We start from the raw sequence: 15,337 nt of genomic DNA, 5'->3' as shown, positions 1-15,337 counted from the left end.
GCTGGCCCACCCCGATTGCCGATTAGTTTTGTTGGAAAGGTTAGCTTGAACCTCTACGCCGAGCCCCGGCCTTGCGGGACAACCTCATACCCCGGCTCTTCCGGTTCATCATCTTCCATCTCCGGCGGGAAACCGGGGGCTGTGATGTCCAAACCAGTCGCCTCTTCCAGACGTTTGATGATATTCGGCGACAGCTCGCGATCGCCATACCGGGCAATGCCATCTTCAAAAATCTTGATCATGACCGGATTCATTTCCAGAGGCACCCCGGCGCGGTCCGCTACCTCTTGAAACAGACCAATGTCCTTTTTCACCAAGTCCATAGTGAAGGAGATGTCGCGCGAACCATTCAGTATGACCTGACTTTCCGTTTCATGCACAAAGGACGTACCGGACGAGATTTTTATCGCCTCATATGTCGTGTTGAGATCCATGCCCGCCGCCTTTGCCGTGACCAGCGCTTCGGCGCAGGTGATCAGGTTGGCTGTGGCCAGATAGTTGGTCAGCACCTTCAAAACCGAGGCAGAGCCCAATTCACCCGTGTGCAAAACACGCCGTCCCATGGTGGTCAGAAACGGCAGAATCCGCTCAAAAGTCGCACGGTCACATCCCGCGAAGATCGAGATATTGCCGGTGGCCGCCCGATGGCACCCGCCCGAAACCGGGCAGTCCACCGCCGCACCGCCGCGTTCGATCACCTCGGCCCCCAAACGCTTGACCTCGGCCTCATCGGTTGTCGACATCTCCATCCAGATCTTGCCGGGGCCCACTTCAGGCAGCATCTCTTGCATGACCGCATCTGATGCCGCAGGCGATGGCAAGCAGGTGATGACCGCATCGCAATCGCGCATCAACTGTGCCGGGCCTTCTGCCGCCTTTGCACCGCGGGCGACGAACTCGGCCACCAGATCCGTGTTCAGATCGTGCACCGTCAGATCAATCCCGTTTCGCAGCAAGGAACCCGAAAGCTTGCCGCCAACGTTTCCCAACCCGATGAATCCTACTTTCATATGTCGCCTCTCCCTGCTGGCTTGTACCCGTCATGCGATCACGGATTTATCTGACCATTCATGCCGCCCAACGACAACCACAGGTCGCTTTTCACACCCGCCCCCTGATGTTACGCGCAACGCGCTTGACAAGCGGGCCAGCGGTGCCGCATGACCCATTCGTTGGTGTCGGCAAGAGCCGATGAAAAGGGAATGCGTCAACGGATCTTCCGCCAAACGCAGCCGCCCCCGCGACCGTGACCGGAGAGGGTGCCCAATGCCACTGGCCTAGGCCGGGAAGGCGGGACATCCGACAGAGGACCCTGACGTACCGGCCCTCTGACATCCTCAAGCCGGGAGACCTGCCAGCACCCGAAGTTGAAACCGGGCGGGGTGTTCCGGTATCGGGTCCATGTTGCAACACGTGGCCCGCTTGAAACCCCGTCCCCCGCGAAGAGGATTTGGGGGGATGAGAGACATGACTGAGACCACACCGGTCGAGCTGCTGGTCTGCACGACCTGCCGCCGCGGGCTGCCTATCGAAGACGATGCGCAACGCCCCGGCACATTGCTGCACCAGGCCTTGGAACAAGCCGAACTGCCTGAAGGCATCACCCTGAAACCTGTCGAATGCCTTTCGAACTGCGATCAGGGCTGTTCTATCGTGCTGCGCGGTGGCCCCGATCGCTGGACCTTCGTTTACGAAAACCTGAACGAAGTGGACCATGTCGATGTAATCGTCGACGGCGCAACCAAGTATCTGGCCACCGAAGATGGCCTGGTGAAATGGCGCGAGCGCCCTGAACATTTCCGCAAAAACTGCGCTTCGCGCATTCCCCCGATTGGAGCCTGACATGTCGAATCTCGAAAAACTTCCCGTCACCGTGATCACCGGCTTTCTGGGCTCGGGAAAAACAACGCTGGTCAAACACCTGATGCAGAACCCGCAGGGCAAACGTCTGGCTGTTGTCGTCAACGAGTTTGGCGATGTGGGCGTGGATGGCGACATCCTGAAATCCTGCGCCATCCCGGATTGCCCTGCGGAAAACATCATGGAGCTGGCAAACGGTTGCATCTGCTGCACCGTGGCCGACGACTTCATCCCAACCATCGAAGCCCTGATGGCGCTGGAGCCGCGCCCCGAGCACATCCTGATCGAAACCTCTGGCCTCGCCCTGCCCAAGCCGCTGCTGAAAGCGTTCGACTGGCCGGATATCCGCTCAAAGATCACTGTCGATGGCGTGATCGCTCTGGCCGATGCCGAGGCCGTCGCCGCCGGTCGCTTTGCCCCGAATGTCGAAGCTGTCGATGCCCAACGCCTCGCCGACGACTCGATCGATCACGAAACGCCCCTGTCCGAGGTGTTTGAGGATCAGATCTCTTGCGCCGACATCATCCTGTTGACCAAGCCTGATCTTGCAGGACCCGAAGGTGTGGCCAAGGCCAAGGAAGTCATCGCCTCCGAAGCACCGCGCCCCCTGCCTGTTGTCGAAGTCGCCGAGGGCGTTGTGGATGTCCGCGTTGTACTGGGTCTGGAAGCCGCAGCCGAAGACGACATGGATGCACGTCCGTCGCACCACGACGGTCATCACGATCACGAACATGACGATTTCGAAAGCATCATCGTCGAGTTGCCGGAACAAACCGATCCAGCCGATCTGGTCGCCAAGATCGAACGTCTGGCGACCGAGCTGAACATCCTGCGGGTCAAAGGTTATGCGGCAGTACAGGGCAAACCCATGCGCCTGCTGGTTCAGGCTGTGGGCACACGCGTCCGTCACCAATATGACCGCCCATGGGGACCAGAGGAAGAGCGCCGTTCGCGTCTGGTTGTTATCGCCGAGCATGACGACATCAAAGAGGCCGAAATCCACGCGATCCTCGCGGGCGTCACCGAGGCTGCCGAGTAAACCATGCACGTCGTCTTCCGCGAAAGCCACGGGCTCGAGGAAACCGAGACCCCAACCGATCTGGGCCAAAGCCCGGCGGATCTGGTTGTTTTGTCCTTCTCGGACAGCGACCTCGGCGCTTTCGCGGCGGGCTGGCATCGTGGCGGCGGAACCGAGGGTCGAATGCCAACGCTTCGACTGGCCAATTTGACCGCTCTCAAACACCCTCTGTCCGTCGACACTTATGTCGAGCAGACGTTGGACGGCGCCAAGGGCATTCTGATCCGCCTGATCGGCGGCGTGCCTTACTGGTCCTACGGCTTGCAACAGGTTCTGGCGCTGGCGCAGGCCAAGGGTATCGCGCTTGCCATTCTGCCCGCGGATGGGCGCGAAGATACGCGGCTGGATGACTATTCCACCCTGCCCGTTTCAACGCTACGCCGTTTGGCCCATCTGTGCGACACCGGTGGCGAGGTCGCGGCGCAAGCGGCATTGGCCCAGATGGCCTTGGCAGCCGGGCTTTATGCCGGGCCGGTGATGGGCGCAAAGACCCTGCCTGAATGCGGCGCATGGTGCCCGGATCGTGGTGTAATCCCAACGGATACCGCGTTCGAAGGCGACGCAAAACGTATCGTCGTCACGTTTTACCGCGCCTACCTGACGTCGGCCGACACTGCCCCAGTCGCAGCTCTGATCCGCAGCTTGCGTGCGCGCGGATTTGCGGCAGTGGGCCTGTTCGCGCCTTCGCTCAAAGCGCCAACTGCTGCCGATTGGTTGCGCGAGACGCTTGGGGCGTTGACCCCCGCTGCCATCATCAACGCAACGTCCTTTTCGGGCAAAGGCGCGTCGGGCACGTCTCCGCTGGATGCCGCCAATGTGCCGGTGTTTCAGGTCGCTCTGGCCACCTCGCGCCGCAAAGCCTGGGCTGAGGCGGAACGCGGTCTCTCACCTGCCGACCTTGTCATGCATGTTGTCTTGCCCGAGGTAGACGGGCGGATTTCGGCGGGCATCGCTTCATTCAAGGAACCGGGTAAACGCGATCCTCATCTGGAATACTCCCGCTTTGCCCACCGGGCCGAGGCCGAACGGATCGAAGCCATTATCGATCGGGTGTCAGGCTGGCTGCGCCTGAACGACAAACCGAAGGCGGATCAGATCCCGGCGTTGGTGCTGTCGACCTATCCCGGCAAAGACTGGCAGATGGCCCATGCGGTGGGTCTGGACGCGCTGGCATCCGCCGAGGCGATGCTGTCCGATCTCCAGAACGAAGGCTATGACACCGCGTCAGCAGAACCGATTACTGAAACACTGTTGGACGCTCGGATTTCATGGCCGCTGGACGAGTACTTGCAAGCGCTGACCGATCTGCCCGAGCAATTGCAAGCCGACCTTCAAACGGTTTGGGGCAAATGCGAAGACGATCCGGCCTTTGCAGATGGCGCGTTCCACTTCACAGCACTGCGCCGGGGCCAAGCTCTGGTCGCGTTGCAACCCGAACGCGGTACACCGGAACTGCGCGATGACGATTATCACGACCTGTCGCGCACGCCCCGTCACAGCTATGTCGCCTTTTATCTGTGGTTGCGCAAAGGTCTTGGTGCGGACGCGCTGATCCATATCGGTGCGCATGGCACTCTGGAATGGTTGCCCGGCAAATCTGTGGCCCTGTCTGCCGATTGCTGGCCCGAAGCGCTGATCCGCGACCTGCCAGTGATCTACCCCTTTATCGTCAACGACCCCGGCGAAGCCGCGCAGGCCAAGCGTCGGGTCGGGGCCGTCACCCTGGGCCATATCCCACCACCGATGAAGGAAAGCGGGACACCGGACAGAATGGTGCGGTTGGAGTCGCTGCTGGATGAGTTCTCGAACGCAGACGGGTTAGACCCCAAGCGCCGCGACCGTTTGCAAGAAGATATCCGTGACGAAGCGCAGGCCATCGGGCTGGAAAACGATCTTGGCCTCGATCAAGCCACCTGCACAGCCGAGGCGATCACCCGGATCGACCGCTTTGTGTGTGACATCAAGGAAAGCCAATTCGGTGACGGGCTACATATCTTTGGTCGCGTGCCCGAAGTGACAGGCAATTTTGACCCAACGGCTTCGGCCCATGCCGAACGAAGTGCTCTGATCGACGCGCTCGCGGGCAAACGGATCGAGGCTGGTCCATCCGGCTCTCCGTATCGTGGGCGATCGGACGTGCTGCCGACAGGGCGGAACCTTTATACTACCGACCCACGCTCGGTCCCGACCCGCGCAGCATATGCGCAGGGCGTCAAACTGGCTGAAGAACTTGTGCGCCGTCATCTGCAGGAAGAAGGCGATTACCCCAAAGGGCTGATTGTAGACCTGTGGGGCTCAGCGACAATGCGCACCGCGGGTGAAGAATTTGCCATGGCGCTGCATCTACTGGGCGTCAAACCCGTTTGGGACAAGGGTTCCGAACGGGTGTCGGGCGTCGAAGTCCTGCCGATTACCGATCTCAGCCGCCCGCGTCTGGACGTCACTCTGCGCGTGTCGGGCTTGTTCCGGGATGTGTTCCCGACCCTTTCGGCGCTATACGGCCAAGCCGTTCGTGCTCTGTCTGCGCGTGACGAAGCACCGGACTGGAACCCCTATGCAGGCTTGGCCCCTACGGCCCGCGTCTACGGCCCGGCGCCCGGGAGTTATGGCGTCAACATGACCCAATTGTCCGAAGTCTACACCGACGAAGCGCGCGCCCAGGCGGGTGAGGCTTGGCTGGAAGCCAGTTCTTTCGCGCTGGAAGGCGAACACATCGCACAGGACAAAGACGGTATCACCCAGCGCGTGGCCAATGCTGACAGCTTTGTTCACCTGCAGGATCTGACCGAGACCGATCTGCTGCTGGCCAATGACTACGCTACGCATGAGGCCGGATTTGCGGCAGCCAAGAAAATCACCGGAGGTAGCGTGCAGCTTTACCATCTGGACAACACAAACCCCGAAAACCCCCGCGCCCGAACCCTGCCGGAAGAGATCAGCCGTGTCGTTCACGCCCGCGCCGCAAATCCCAACTGGATCGCAGGGATGCAGCGGCATGGATTCCGGGGCGCGGCTGAAATCGCGGCGACGCTTGATCACATGGCATCCTTCGCCCATCTGTCCGGGACGGTCGCACCACATCTTTTCGATCTTTACCACGATGCCACTTTGGGCAACGAAGAAGTGGACGCCTTCCTGCAAGAGGCTAATCCCCTGGCCCATCAAGCAATGCAGGACCGGTTCCGCGCGTTGCTGGAGGCCGGGCTTTGGAACACCCGTCGAAACTCGATCCGGGCGGATCTGGAGGGCCTGACATGAGCGCTCCTATCGTGCAGGGTTGGTGCCCCGGTGCCCATCGTCCGATGATGTCCGGCGACGGGTTGGTCGTGCGGGTCCGGCCCCGGCTGGCGCGTCTGACAGCTGATCAGGCATTGGGTCTGTGCGACCTTGCAGATCGGTTTGGCAACGGGTCGATCGACTTGACCAACCGTGCCAATCTTCAATTGCGGGGCGTGGAGGACTATGACCATCAGCCGCTGCTTAAGGAGCTTGCAGCGCTAAACCTTCTGGATGCGGAACCCGGCATCGAGGTGCGACGCAATATTCTGGTCACACCGCTGTATCAGGCTGGTGATTTGACTGCGCGCCTCACCCAGGAACTGATCGACCGGTTGGCAGAGTTGCCTGCCCTTCCCGCCAAGTTCGGCTTTGCCGTCGACACCGGACCCACGCGGCTTTTGAACGCGGATTCAGCGGATATTCGTCTGGAAACGGGCGTTGACGGCCTAATCCTGCGCGCCGATGGCTGCGAAACCGGGCGGCCCGTGACCGAGGCCGACGCCATTGATCATGTGATCGCGTTAGCCATGTGGTTTTCAACGACATACACGTCCGAAACTCGCCGCATGGCGCGGGTCATCGACGCGTTGCCGCAGGAATGGCAAGGACATGTGCCCGGCCCCCTTGGCGCAAATCTGCAACCCGGCCCATGTGATCTGGGCGCGCTTTATGGCGCGGCTTTTGGATCGCTGCCTGCGCGCAAGCTTTATGACCTAATTGACGACAGCGGCGCGACTGCCCTGCGTGTCACGCCGTGGCGGCTGATCTTACTGGAAGGCGGGGCGGCGATACCCGCAACAGAGTTTGTCACGGACGCCTCTGACCCGCTGATGACCACCGACGCCTGCCCCGGCGCACCGTTCTGCCCACAGGCGCAGGTGGAAACCCGCGACATCGCCCGCGCCTTGGCTGCGCGCATACCCGGACGACTGCATGTCTCGGGCTGTGCCAAGGGCTGTGCCCGGATGGGGCCTGCCGACATCACTTTGGTGGGCGCAAACGGACGATTTGATCTTGTAAAACAGGGCCGCGCAGGGGATGAGCCCTGCCAGCGCGGGCTCGACCCCGAAACACTCATGACTATGGACTTCACCTGATGCCCTACACATACGAAACCGATGGCGCGGCGATCTACAAGGAAAGCTTTGCCACCATCCGGTCCGAGGCTGATCTGGCCCGTTTTGATGCCGATGAAGAGCAGGTCGCCGTCCGCATGATCCACGCCGCGGGCATGGTCGGGCTGGAAGAGTTCGTCCATTTCTCGCCTGGTTTTGTGACGGCTGCCCGCACGGCCTTGGAAAACGGTGCACCGATCCTGTGTGATGCGCGTATGGTCAGCGAAGGTGTGACCCGCTTCCGGCTGCCCGCCGATAACGAAGTGATCTGCACCCTGCACGATGAACGCGTGCGCCCTTTGGCCGCCGAGATGAGCAACACCCGCTCTGCTGCCGCGCTGGAACTGTGGCGTCCGCATCTGGACGGTGCATTGGTCGCCATCGGTAACGCGCCAACCGCCCTGTTTCACCTTCTGAACATGTTGGAAGACCCTGATTGCCCGCGCCCCGCCGCGATCATTGGCTGCCCCGTGGGCTTTGTCGGCGCGGTAGAATCCAAGGATGCGCTGTGGGAGGCACAACCGGTGCCGTCCTGCATTGTCAAAGGTCGTCTGGGCGGCAGCGCCATCACCGTGGCAGCCGTCAACGCCATCGCAAGCCGGGCAGAATGAGCATGGGCACCATATATGGCGTGGGCCTTGGCCCAGGCGACCCGGACCTGATGAGCGTCCGGGCGGATCGCCTGTTGCGTAACGCCAAGCACGTGGCTTTCTTCCGTAAGCCAGGCCGCAGCGGTCAGGCCCGCAAGATCGTCAACGGAATGATCCCTGAAGGTGCGGTGGAATTTCCGATGGAATACCCCGTAACCACCGAGATCCCCGTCACGGACCCGCGTTACAATGAGTTGCTCGCCGCCTTCTATGAAGACTGCACCGCTCATCTGAAAACACTGTCCGAACAGGGCGAAGACGTTGTGGTTCTGTGCGAGGGCGATCCGTTCTTCTATGGCTCGTTCATGCATCTTTATAACCGGTTGCGCAACGAAGCTCCGGTGGAGGTTGTGCCCGCAATCACCGGCATGTCTGGTGCGTGGACCGCGACAGGTGACCCGATCACATGGGGTGATGACGTGTTGACCGTGCTGGTTGGCACCTTGCCCGAAGACACTCTGGCCGAGCGTATGGCGCAAACCGATGCGCTGGTTGTGATGAAGATCGGGCGGAACATCGACAAGGTGAAGCGGGCTTTGAAAACCTCAGGTCTTTATGACCGGGCGTGGATCGTCGAATACGCGCAAATGCCGAACCAGACGGTGACAAAACTGTCGGAGGCTTGCGAAAAGATCACCCCGTATTTCTCGATCATCGTGGTGCATGGCCAGGGACGGCGGCCATGAGCGGTTGGGTCAAGATTGCAGGGTTGGGACCGGGTGATGAGGCACTGGTGACACCAGAAGTCACTGCGGCGCTGGCAGAGGCCACCGATGTGGTAGGTTACATCCCGTACGTGGCCCGTGTGGCCGAACGCCCCGGCCTGACCTTGCACGCAAGTGATAACCGGGTCGAAATCGACCGCTCGCAACATGCGTTGCAAATGGCAGCTGAGGGCAAGAAAGTTGTTGTCGTATCCTCGGGCGACCCCGGTGTGTTTGCCATGGCCGCAGCCGTCTTTGAGGCGCTGGAGAGCGGCCCTTCTGAATGGCGCGATCTTCAGATCGATGTACTGCCGGGTATCACCGCGATGCTGGCCGCATCTGCGCGAGCAGGCGCGCCCATGGGACATGATTTCTGTGCCATAAACCTCAGCGACAATCTGAAACCGTGGTCACTAATCGAAAAGCGTCTGCGTCTGGCGGCACAGGCGGATTTCTCAATGGCCTTCTACAACCCGCGCTCAAAGTCTCGCCCGGAAGGGTTTGTAAAAACACTCGAAATCCTGCGTGACGAATGTGAGCCAGAGCGCCTGATTATGTTCGCACGCGCGGTTTCGCGGGCGGACGAGGCGATCCGGATTTCGACGCTTGCCGAAGCCACACCCGAGATGGCGGATATGCAGACAGTGGTCATTGTGGGTTCGTCCCGCACCCGCGTGATCGAGCGCAAAGGCGCACCAATCGTCTACACCCCACGCTTCACCCCTGATAAGGATCAGGGATGAGAAAGCCAGTCCAGAACCTGTGCGACAGTCGTAAGCTCGGTCCGTTGTGGCAGAACCGGGCGGTCGATCATCAGCACAGGCAGGCCCAATGCGCGCGCCGCGTCCAGCTTGGCCCGCGCACCGGTGCCTCCTGCGTTCTTGGAGACAACAAGCTGCGTCCCATGGCGCTGCATCAGCGCGCGATCGTCGGCTTCGGTAAAGGGCCCTCTGGCAACGACAACTTCGGCATTCGGCAGGGGCAAGCTGTCGGGGTCATCCACCAGACGCAGCAGAAAATTGTGCTGGGGCTGGGCTGCAAAATCCTCAAGATGCATACGGCCAACGGCCAGGAAAACCCGCTGTGCGTCCCCGGACAGTGCATCGACAGCCGCCGCGATGTCAGGGACGTGATGCCAGTTATCGCCGGTCTGCGGCGTCCACGCCGCGCGGGTCAGCGCGGCCAGGGGCGTCTGCGTTGCCCGACACGCCTCGATCGCATTCCGGCTCATCTGGGCCGCAAACGGATGGGTTGCGTCCACGACATGAGTGATGGCGTTGTCGCGGATGTAATCTGCCAGACCTTCCGACCCGCCGTAACCGCCAACACGTACTGGCAAAGGCTGCGGGCGTGGCGCTTCCACTCGTCCCGCGTAGGAATAGGCAGCCGTAATCCGTTGTTCCGAAAAGGTTTTAGCCAAGGCGTTGGCCTCGGTCGTGCCGCCAAGGATCAGCACATTGGGGATCAGGAGGTTGGTCATGTCTGATGCTCCGTGGCTGACAGTTCTGGGGCTGGGCGAAGATGGGCTTGATGGCCTGTCGCCAACAAGCCGTCAAGTGCTGGACCGGGCCGAAGTGATCATGGGGCCACCACGCCACCTGTCACTGCTGCCCGAAACCGGGGCGGAACGCATTGAATGGCCGGTGCCCTTCTCGGATGGTTTGCCGATCCTGCAAGGGCTGCGTGGAAAGCAAACTGTAGTTCTGGCCTCGGGCGATCCGTTCTGGTTTGGCGCGGGGTCTGTCATTGCGCGCAACTTCGATGCCGGTGAATGGACCGCCCTGCCCGGCCAATCCACCTTTTCGCTGGCCGCTGCCCGGCTCGGCTGGCCCTTGGAAAGCACTTTGACCTTTGGCCTGCACGCCGCGCCGCTGACCCGGCTGCGCCCCCATCTGGCCCCGGGTCTGCGCGCGATTCTGTTGTTGCGCGACGGAAAGGCTGTGGCGGAACTGGCAACATACCTGACTGAAACCGGTTTTGCAGATTCTTCCCTGCACGTGATGCAGGCTTTGGGCGGCCCGCGCGAAAACTCTCAAACCGTCACACTGACCGAGGCCCTTCTTGGCACGTTCGACCACCCCGTCTGCGTTGGCCTGGACGTCACCGGCGCAGGTCCTGCGCTGTCCAAAGCGTCTGGCAAACCCGATGACATCTTTGAAACCGACGGGCAGATCACCAAACGTCCCATCCGAGCGCTGACCCTCTCAGCGCTTGCCCCGCAACGGGGCGAACATCTGTGGGATATCGGTGGCGGCACAGGTTCAATAAGCATCGAATGGCTGATGTGTGATCCGACCCTTTCCGCGACGTGTATTGAGCCCCGTGCCGACCGGGCTGAGCGAATCCGCCGAAATGCAGATACGTTGGGGCAAGATCGATTGAATGTAGTACACGGAACCGCACCAGAAGCGCTGTCCGGTGTCGACCTGCCGGATGTCGTTTTCATCGGCGGAGGATTGAGCGCCAATCTGCTGGCGTGGCTGCGCGATGCGCTTCCCAAAGGCACGCGCCTTGTAGCCAACGCTGTCACATTGGAAAGCGAGGCCCTGCTGGCACGTTGGCACGAAGACTTGGGCGGTGACCTGCTTCGGATAGAACTGGCACATTCCGCCCCGCTGGGACAGAGGCGCGGCTGGAAATCCGCCTATCCGGTGGTGCAGTGGAGCGTAACGCTATGATCGTTGCTGGCCTCGGTTTCTCCTCTGCTGCAACAGAAGATAGCTTGCGTGAAGCATTTAACGCGGCGACTGCGAACCATGATGTGGCAGCCTTGGCGACTGTAACCGACAAGGAAGGCCATTCAGCACTGACATCTTTTGCAGAAGAGGTGTCTCTGCCCGTGCATTTCATTGCCGCAGCCGATTTGGCCGGGCAACGCACACTCACCTGCTCGACCCGCAGCCGTGCCACCTATGGCACCGGAAGCGTGGCCGAAGCATCCGCATTGGCCGCCGCCGAAAAGCTATTTGGCTTGGGCGCGCGGCTGCTCTCACCCAGACAGATTTCAGACGACCGGCTGGCGACCTGCGCCATAGCCATCGGAGGACAAACATGACCGTTCATTTCATCGGCGCCGGACCGGGCGCTGCCGACCTGTTGACGCTGCGCGGGCGCGATATCATCGCATCCTGCCCCGTGTGCCTTTATGCTGGTTCACTGGTGCCCGAAGAGATCCTGAGCCACTGTCCCGAGGGCGCAAAGATCATCAACACCGCGCCCATGGATCTGGATCAGATCATGGCCGAGATCGACGCGGCCCATAAAGTGGGTCAGGATGTGGCGCGCCTGCATTCGGGTGATCTGTCGGTCTGGTCGGCTATGGGTGAGCAAATCCGCCGCCTGAAAGAGATGGGCATCCCGGTCAGCGTCACACCGGGCGTGCCGTCGTTTGCCGCTGCCGCTGCTGCGCTGGGTACGGAGCTGACGTTGCCGGGTCTGGCGCAATCCGTGGTGCTGACCCGGACGCCGGGACGAGCATCCTCGATGCCCGAAGGCGAGACGCTGGAAAACTTCGCGCGCACAGGGGCGACGCTGGCCATTCACTTGTCGATCGGCAATCTGGACAAGGTGATCGCCGATCTGACACCAGCCTATGGAGCAGATTGCCCGGTAGCCGTAGTTTACCGCGCCAGCTGGCCGGACGAGCAGATCATTCGAGCCACGTTGGAAACACTCAAAGACGCGCTGGACGAGAAAATCTCACGCACTGCATTGATCATGGTCGGCCCGGCGCTGGCGGGCGAAGGCTTTGACGAAAGCTGCCTGTATTCCAAGACCTATGACCGCCGCTACCGCCCTCAAAGCGCGGATAGCCCGTGGTCCAGCTGGAGCCATGGCGATGACTAATCCCCCAGGCGTTCTGATCTCGGCCCCGTCGTCGGGCACCGGCAAGACAACGGTGATGCTGGGCCTGTTGCGGGCGCTGGCTGAGGATGGTCTGACCGTGCAACCGTTCAAAAGCGGGCCGGATTACATTGATCCTGCGTTCCATCGGGCGGCAGCGGGCCGTGCCTCGTTCAACCTGGACAGCTGGGCGATGGGCGATCCTTTTCTGAGCGCGATTTCAGCGCAGGCCGAGGGCGCGGATATCGTTGTGGCCGAAGGTTCGATGGGGCTGTTCGATGGTGTCGCCAAACCCGGAGAACTGGGCCACGGGTCAAGTGCTGAAACCGCTGCGCGCATGGGGTGGCCTGTGGTTCTGGTTCTGGACGTCGGCGGTCAAGCGCAATCGGCGGCAGCCACGGCGTTGGGGTTCAAGATGTACAACCCCGATCTGCCCTTTGCCGGAGTGATCCTGAACCGCTGCGCCAGCCCCCGGCACGAGCGTTTGACCCGACTGGGCATGGAACGCGCAGGATTGCCGGTGCTGGGCGTGTTGCCGCGCCGGGGTGACCTGACCCTACCCGAACGGCATTTGGGTCTGATCCAGGCCGTTGAGCATCCGGATCTGGAAAGCGCAATCGTTGGCTATGCGGCGTTTCTGCGCGAACATGTTGATCTTGAGGCGATCAAGCGGGCGGCTTCCACAGGCCCCGGCGGGCCATCGTCAGCCGCGCTGCCGCGCCCTCCTGCTCAGCGGATTGCTCTGGCTCGGGATGCGGCCTTTTCGTTCACCTATCCGCACCTGCTGGAAGGCTGGCGCGCGGCTGGGGCCGAAATCCTGCCTTTCTCGCCACTGGCAAATGAAGCCCCGGCGACGAATGCCGATCTGATTTGGCTGCCCGGTGGATACCCTGAGTTGCACGCCGGAACGCTGGCGGCAGCGAACACATTCCTGACGGGTCTGCGCAAACATGCCGAGACCAAGCCGGTTCATGGGGAATGCGGGGGCTATATGGCGCTTGGGACAGCGCTGATCGACAAGGATGGCGTGCAGCATGAAATGGCAGGTTTGCTGGGACTGGTGACATCTTATCAAAAGCGCAAGTTCAACCTTGGATATCGCAAGGCCGAGCTTATTGCGCCCATGCCCGGTTTTGCTGCAGGCGCTGCACTGCGCGGGCACGAATTTCACTATTCTTCGATTGTGGACCAACCTGATGCCCCGCTTGCGCGTGTGTTTGATGCCGAAGGCGCAGAAGGCCCGCAGACGGGCTCGGTGCGCGGCAATGTCACCGGCACATTCTTTCACCTGATCGCAGAGGCCTCGGCATGAGTGGCTTTGTCTCTTTCATCGGCTCGGGTCCCGGTGATCCGGAACTGCTGACACTGAAGGCCGTGGACCGGATGCAAAAAGCGGATGCCATTCTGTTCGACGATCTAAGCAGCGGGCCCATTTTGAGCCACGCGCGTGAGGATGCGGATCTTGTGGGTGTCGGCAAGCGGGCTGGTCGCCCCTCGCCCAAACAGGACCATGTCAGCCGGTTGTTGGTAGATTATGCCCAAACCGGCCAGCACGTTGTGCGGCTGAAGTCCGGCGATGGCGGCATGTTCGGACGTCTGGAAGAAGAGCTTGTGGCCCTGCGTGAAGCTGGAATCGCTTATGAAATCATTCCCGGCATCCCCTCTGCCATCGCAGCAGCAGCGGCGGCAGGCATTCCATTGACGCGCCGGTTGACCGCGCGGCGGGTGCAATTTGTCACCGGCCATGACGTCAGCGGTGAACTTCCGGACGATCTGAACCTAACTGCTTTGGCGGATTCTCAAGCGACCACCGTTGTGTTCATGGGCAAGCGCACCTTCCCATTGCTGGTTGAAGCGTTGAACGCCCATGGCCTGCCACTGGACACTCCGGCGTTGATGGCTGAATCCGTGTCGACCCCGGATCAAAAGCTCCGGCGCGCTACCATCGGCGCGTTGGCGGATCAGTTGAAGTCCGAGATTGGCAAAGCTCCGGCGTTGATCCTGTATGGCCCGCTGGCGGAGTTCGAAGATGATTGACTTGAGCCTGATCGGCATCGGCACGGGAAACCCCGATCATGTGACCTTTCAAGGGGCGCAGGCGATCCGGGTGGCGGATCTGATTCTGATCCCGCGAAAGGGAGAGAATAAAGCCGATCTGGCTGGGCTACGCGAGGAAATCATTGCCGAAGTCACCGATACCACGCCTCAGATCGCTTACTTCGATATCCCCAAACGCCGCGCGGACGATGGCTATTTGCGCGGAGTTGACGAATGGCACGATGCCATTGCCCTGCGCTGGCAAGAGGCTATGGATACCCACCCAACGGCACAACATGTGGCCTTGCTGATTTGGGGGGACCCGTCGCTCTACGACAGCTCACTGCGCATCGCTGCACGGCTGGACCCCAAACCCAACACGAAAGTGATCCCCGGCATTACCGCATTGCAAGCGCTGACGGCGGCCCATGCGATCCCGATTAATGATCTGGGTGCGCCATATGTCGTCACAACAGGCCGCCGCATTCGAGATGAAGGGTGGCCCGCAACCGGCTCAAAAGTAGCGGTTATGTTAGATGGAGAATGCTCGTTTCAATCCCTTGAGATGGCGGAATTCGACATCTGGTGGGGCGCGTATGTGGGTATGAAAGAAGAGCTGCTGATCAACGGTCCGCTGGATCAGGTTGCCCAACAGATCCTGGATACGCGTGCCAAAGCACGAGCAGATCATGGCTGGATCATGGACATCTATGTGCTGAAGAAGCGCTGAGGTTAGTTACACGCGATGAACACGCGTTTGTGACCGCGCAG

At 61.0% G+C, this 15,337-nt stretch carries 15 protein-coding genes and 1 riboswitch; of the genes, 13 read left to right on the top strand and 2 right to left on the bottom strand.

Annotated features, from left to right (window positions below; all coding sequences use genetic code 11):
* Positions 1-53 precede the first annotated feature (53 nt).
* Complete coding sequence (locus tag GOV90_RS13180; protein ID WP_171090994.1) at positions 54-1,010, bottom strand: NAD(P)-dependent oxidoreductase; 957 nt, start codon at positions 1,008-1,010, stop codon at positions 54-56.
* A 146-nt stretch (positions 1,011-1,156) separates the two neighbouring features.
* Positions 1,157-1,374: riboswitch (cobalamin riboswitch) on the top strand.
* A gap of 93 nt (positions 1,375-1,467) precedes the next feature.
* Here GOV90_RS13180 and GOV90_RS13175 point away from each other — a divergent pair.
* The 7 genes from GOV90_RS13175 to cobJ are packed head-to-tail and all read left to right on the top strand — an operon-like array spanning position 1,468 to position 9,429.
* Complete coding sequence (locus GOV90_RS13175) at positions 1,468-1,842, top strand: DUF1636 domain-containing protein (RefSeq protein ID WP_171090997.1); 375 nt, start codon at positions 1,468-1,470, stop codon at positions 1,840-1,842.
* 1 nt (position 1,843) lies between these two features.
* Positions 1,844-2,899: a cobalamin biosynthesis protein CobW gene (gene cobW, locus GOV90_RS13170; RefSeq protein ID WP_171090999.1), complete on the top strand. Its 1,056-nt coding sequence runs from the start codon at positions 1,844-1,846 to the stop codon at positions 2,897-2,899.
* Between the two features lie 3 nt (positions 2,900-2,902).
* Entirely contained in the window at positions 2,903-6,196 is a 3,294-nt protein-coding gene (gene cobN, locus GOV90_RS13165) for a cobaltochelatase subunit CobN (protein ID WP_171172858.1), read from the top strand.
* Positions 6,193-7,314, top strand: coding sequence for a cobalamin biosynthesis protein CobG (locus GOV90_RS13160; RefSeq protein ID WP_171091003.1), 1,122 nt, complete (start codon positions 6,193-6,195; stop codon positions 7,312-7,314). Before cobN ends, GOV90_RS13160 begins: the two co-directional genes overlap by 4 nt.
* Entirely contained in the window at positions 7,314-7,943 is a 630-nt protein-coding gene (locus tag GOV90_RS13155) for a precorrin-8X methylmutase (protein WP_171091005.1), read from the top strand. Before GOV90_RS13160 ends, GOV90_RS13155 begins: the two co-directional genes overlap by 1 nt.
* The gene (locus GOV90_RS13150; protein WP_171091007.1) at positions 7,940-8,668 is read left to right on the top strand and encodes a precorrin-2 C(20)-methyltransferase; all 729 of its coding nucleotides are present in this window, start codon (positions 7,940-7,942) and stop codon (positions 8,666-8,668) included. Before GOV90_RS13155 ends, GOV90_RS13150 begins: the two co-directional genes overlap by 4 nt.
* On the top strand, positions 8,665-9,429 hold the full coding sequence (gene cobJ, locus GOV90_RS13145) for a precorrin-3B C(17)-methyltransferase (protein ID WP_171091009.1): 765 nt from the start codon (positions 8,665-8,667) through the stop codon (positions 9,427-9,429). Before GOV90_RS13150 ends, cobJ begins: the two co-directional genes overlap by 4 nt.
* Here the strand turns inward: cobJ and GOV90_RS13140 are convergent.
* Positions 9,420-10,166 (bottom strand): cobalt-precorrin-6A reductase, encoded by a 747-nt coding sequence (locus GOV90_RS13140; protein WP_171091011.1) that lies wholly within the window; start codon positions 10,164-10,166, stop codon positions 9,420-9,422. The genes cobJ and GOV90_RS13140 overlap by 10 nt on opposite strands.
* Here GOV90_RS13140 and cbiE point away from each other — a divergent pair.
* Genes cbiE through cobF form a run of 6 tightly spaced genes read left to right on the top strand, consistent with a single transcriptional unit; the run spans position 10,165 to position 15,296 of the window.
* Complete coding sequence (gene cbiE / locus GOV90_RS13135) at positions 10,165-11,364, top strand: precorrin-6y C5,15-methyltransferase (decarboxylating) subunit CbiE (RefSeq protein WP_171105968.1); 1,200 nt, start codon at positions 10,165-10,167, stop codon at positions 11,362-11,364. The genes GOV90_RS13140 and cbiE overlap by 2 nt on opposite strands.
* Positions 11,361-11,741, top strand: a complete 381-nt coding sequence (locus tag GOV90_RS13130; RefSeq protein ID WP_171091015.1) for a cobalamin biosynthesis protein — start codon at positions 11,361-11,363, stop codon at positions 11,739-11,741. Before cbiE ends, GOV90_RS13130 begins: the two co-directional genes overlap by 4 nt.
* Positions 11,738-12,532, top strand: a complete 795-nt coding sequence (gene cobM / locus GOV90_RS13125) for a precorrin-4 C(11)-methyltransferase (RefSeq protein WP_171091017.1) — start codon at positions 11,738-11,740, stop codon at positions 12,530-12,532. Before GOV90_RS13130 ends, cobM begins: the two co-directional genes overlap by 4 nt.
* Complete coding sequence (locus tag GOV90_RS13120) at positions 12,519-13,841, top strand: cobyrinate a,c-diamide synthase (RefSeq protein WP_171091019.1); 1,323 nt, start codon at positions 12,519-12,521, stop codon at positions 13,839-13,841. The genes cobM and GOV90_RS13120 overlap by 14 nt, the downstream gene beginning before the upstream one ends.
* On the top strand, positions 13,838-14,566 hold the full coding sequence (gene cobA, locus GOV90_RS13115) for a uroporphyrinogen-III C-methyltransferase (protein ID WP_171091021.1): 729 nt from the start codon (positions 13,838-13,840) through the stop codon (positions 14,564-14,566). Before GOV90_RS13120 ends, cobA begins: the two co-directional genes overlap by 4 nt.
* Positions 14,559-15,296 carry a precorrin-6A synthase (deacetylating) gene (gene cobF, locus GOV90_RS13110; RefSeq protein ID WP_171091024.1) on the top strand — a complete coding sequence of 246 codons (738 nt, stop codon included), beginning with the start codon at positions 14,559-14,561 and terminating at the stop codon, positions 15,294-15,296. Before cobA ends, cobF begins: the two co-directional genes overlap by 8 nt.
* The last annotated feature ends 41 nt before the right edge of the window (positions 15,297-15,337 follow it).

Origin of the sequence: Ruegeria sp. HKCCA5929, from assembly GCF_013034525.1 — a bacterium.
Taxonomy (GTDB): Bacteria; Pseudomonadota; Alphaproteobacteria; order Rhodobacterales; family Rhodobacteraceae; genus Ruegeria.
Note: the sequence above shows the minus strand (reverse complement) of the source record. Positions and strands in the feature narration are given on the sequence as shown.

What these genes read in the sequence shown, in the direction of transcription:
- GOV90_RS13180 (WP_171090994.1), bottom strand. Translation starts at nt 1,010, where the DNA reads ATGAAAGTAGGATTCATCGGGTTGGGAAACGTTGGCGGCAAGCTTTCG.
- GOV90_RS13175 (WP_171090997.1), top strand. Translation starts at nt 1,468, where the DNA reads ATGACTGAGACCACACCGGTCGAGCTGCTGGTCTGCACGACCTGCCGC.
- cobW (WP_171090999.1), top strand. Translation starts at nt 1,844, where the DNA reads ATGTCGAATCTCGAAAAACTTCCCGTCACCGTGATCACCGGCTTTCTG.
- cobN (WP_171172858.1), top strand. Translation starts at nt 2,903, where the DNA reads ATGCACGTCGTCTTCCGCGAAAGCCACGGGCTCGAGGAAACCGAGACC.
- GOV90_RS13160 (WP_171091003.1), top strand. Translation starts at nt 6,193, where the DNA reads ATGAGCGCTCCTATCGTGCAGGGTTGGTGCCCCGGTGCCCATCGTCCG.
- GOV90_RS13155 (WP_171091005.1), top strand. Translation starts at nt 7,314, where the DNA reads ATGCCCTACACATACGAAACCGATGGCGCGGCGATCTACAAGGAAAGC.
- GOV90_RS13150 (WP_171091007.1), top strand. Translation starts at nt 7,940, where the DNA reads ATGAGCATGGGCACCATATATGGCGTGGGCCTTGGCCCAGGCGACCCG.
- cobJ (WP_171091009.1), top strand. Translation starts at nt 8,665, where the DNA reads ATGAGCGGTTGGGTCAAGATTGCAGGGTTGGGACCGGGTGATGAGGCA.
- cbiE (WP_171105968.1), top strand. Translation starts at nt 10,165, where the DNA reads ATGTCTGATGCTCCGTGGCTGACAGTTCTGGGGCTGGGCGAAGATGGG.
- GOV90_RS13140 (WP_171091011.1), bottom strand. Translation starts at nt 10,166, where the DNA reads ATGACCAACCTCCTGATCCCCAATGTGCTGATCCTTGGCGGCACGACC.
- GOV90_RS13130 (WP_171091015.1), top strand. Translation starts at nt 11,361, where the DNA reads ATGATCGTTGCTGGCCTCGGTTTCTCCTCTGCTGCAACAGAAGATAGC.
- cobM (WP_171091017.1), top strand. Translation starts at nt 11,738, where the DNA reads ATGACCGTTCATTTCATCGGCGCCGGACCGGGCGCTGCCGACCTGTTG.
- GOV90_RS13120 (WP_171091019.1), top strand. Translation starts at nt 12,519, where the DNA reads ATGGCGATGACTAATCCCCCAGGCGTTCTGATCTCGGCCCCGTCGTCG.
- cobA (WP_171091021.1), top strand. Translation starts at nt 13,838, where the DNA reads ATGAGTGGCTTTGTCTCTTTCATCGGCTCGGGTCCCGGTGATCCGGAA.
- cobF (WP_171091024.1), top strand. Translation starts at nt 14,559, where the DNA reads ATGATTGACTTGAGCCTGATCGGCATCGGCACGGGAAACCCCGATCAT.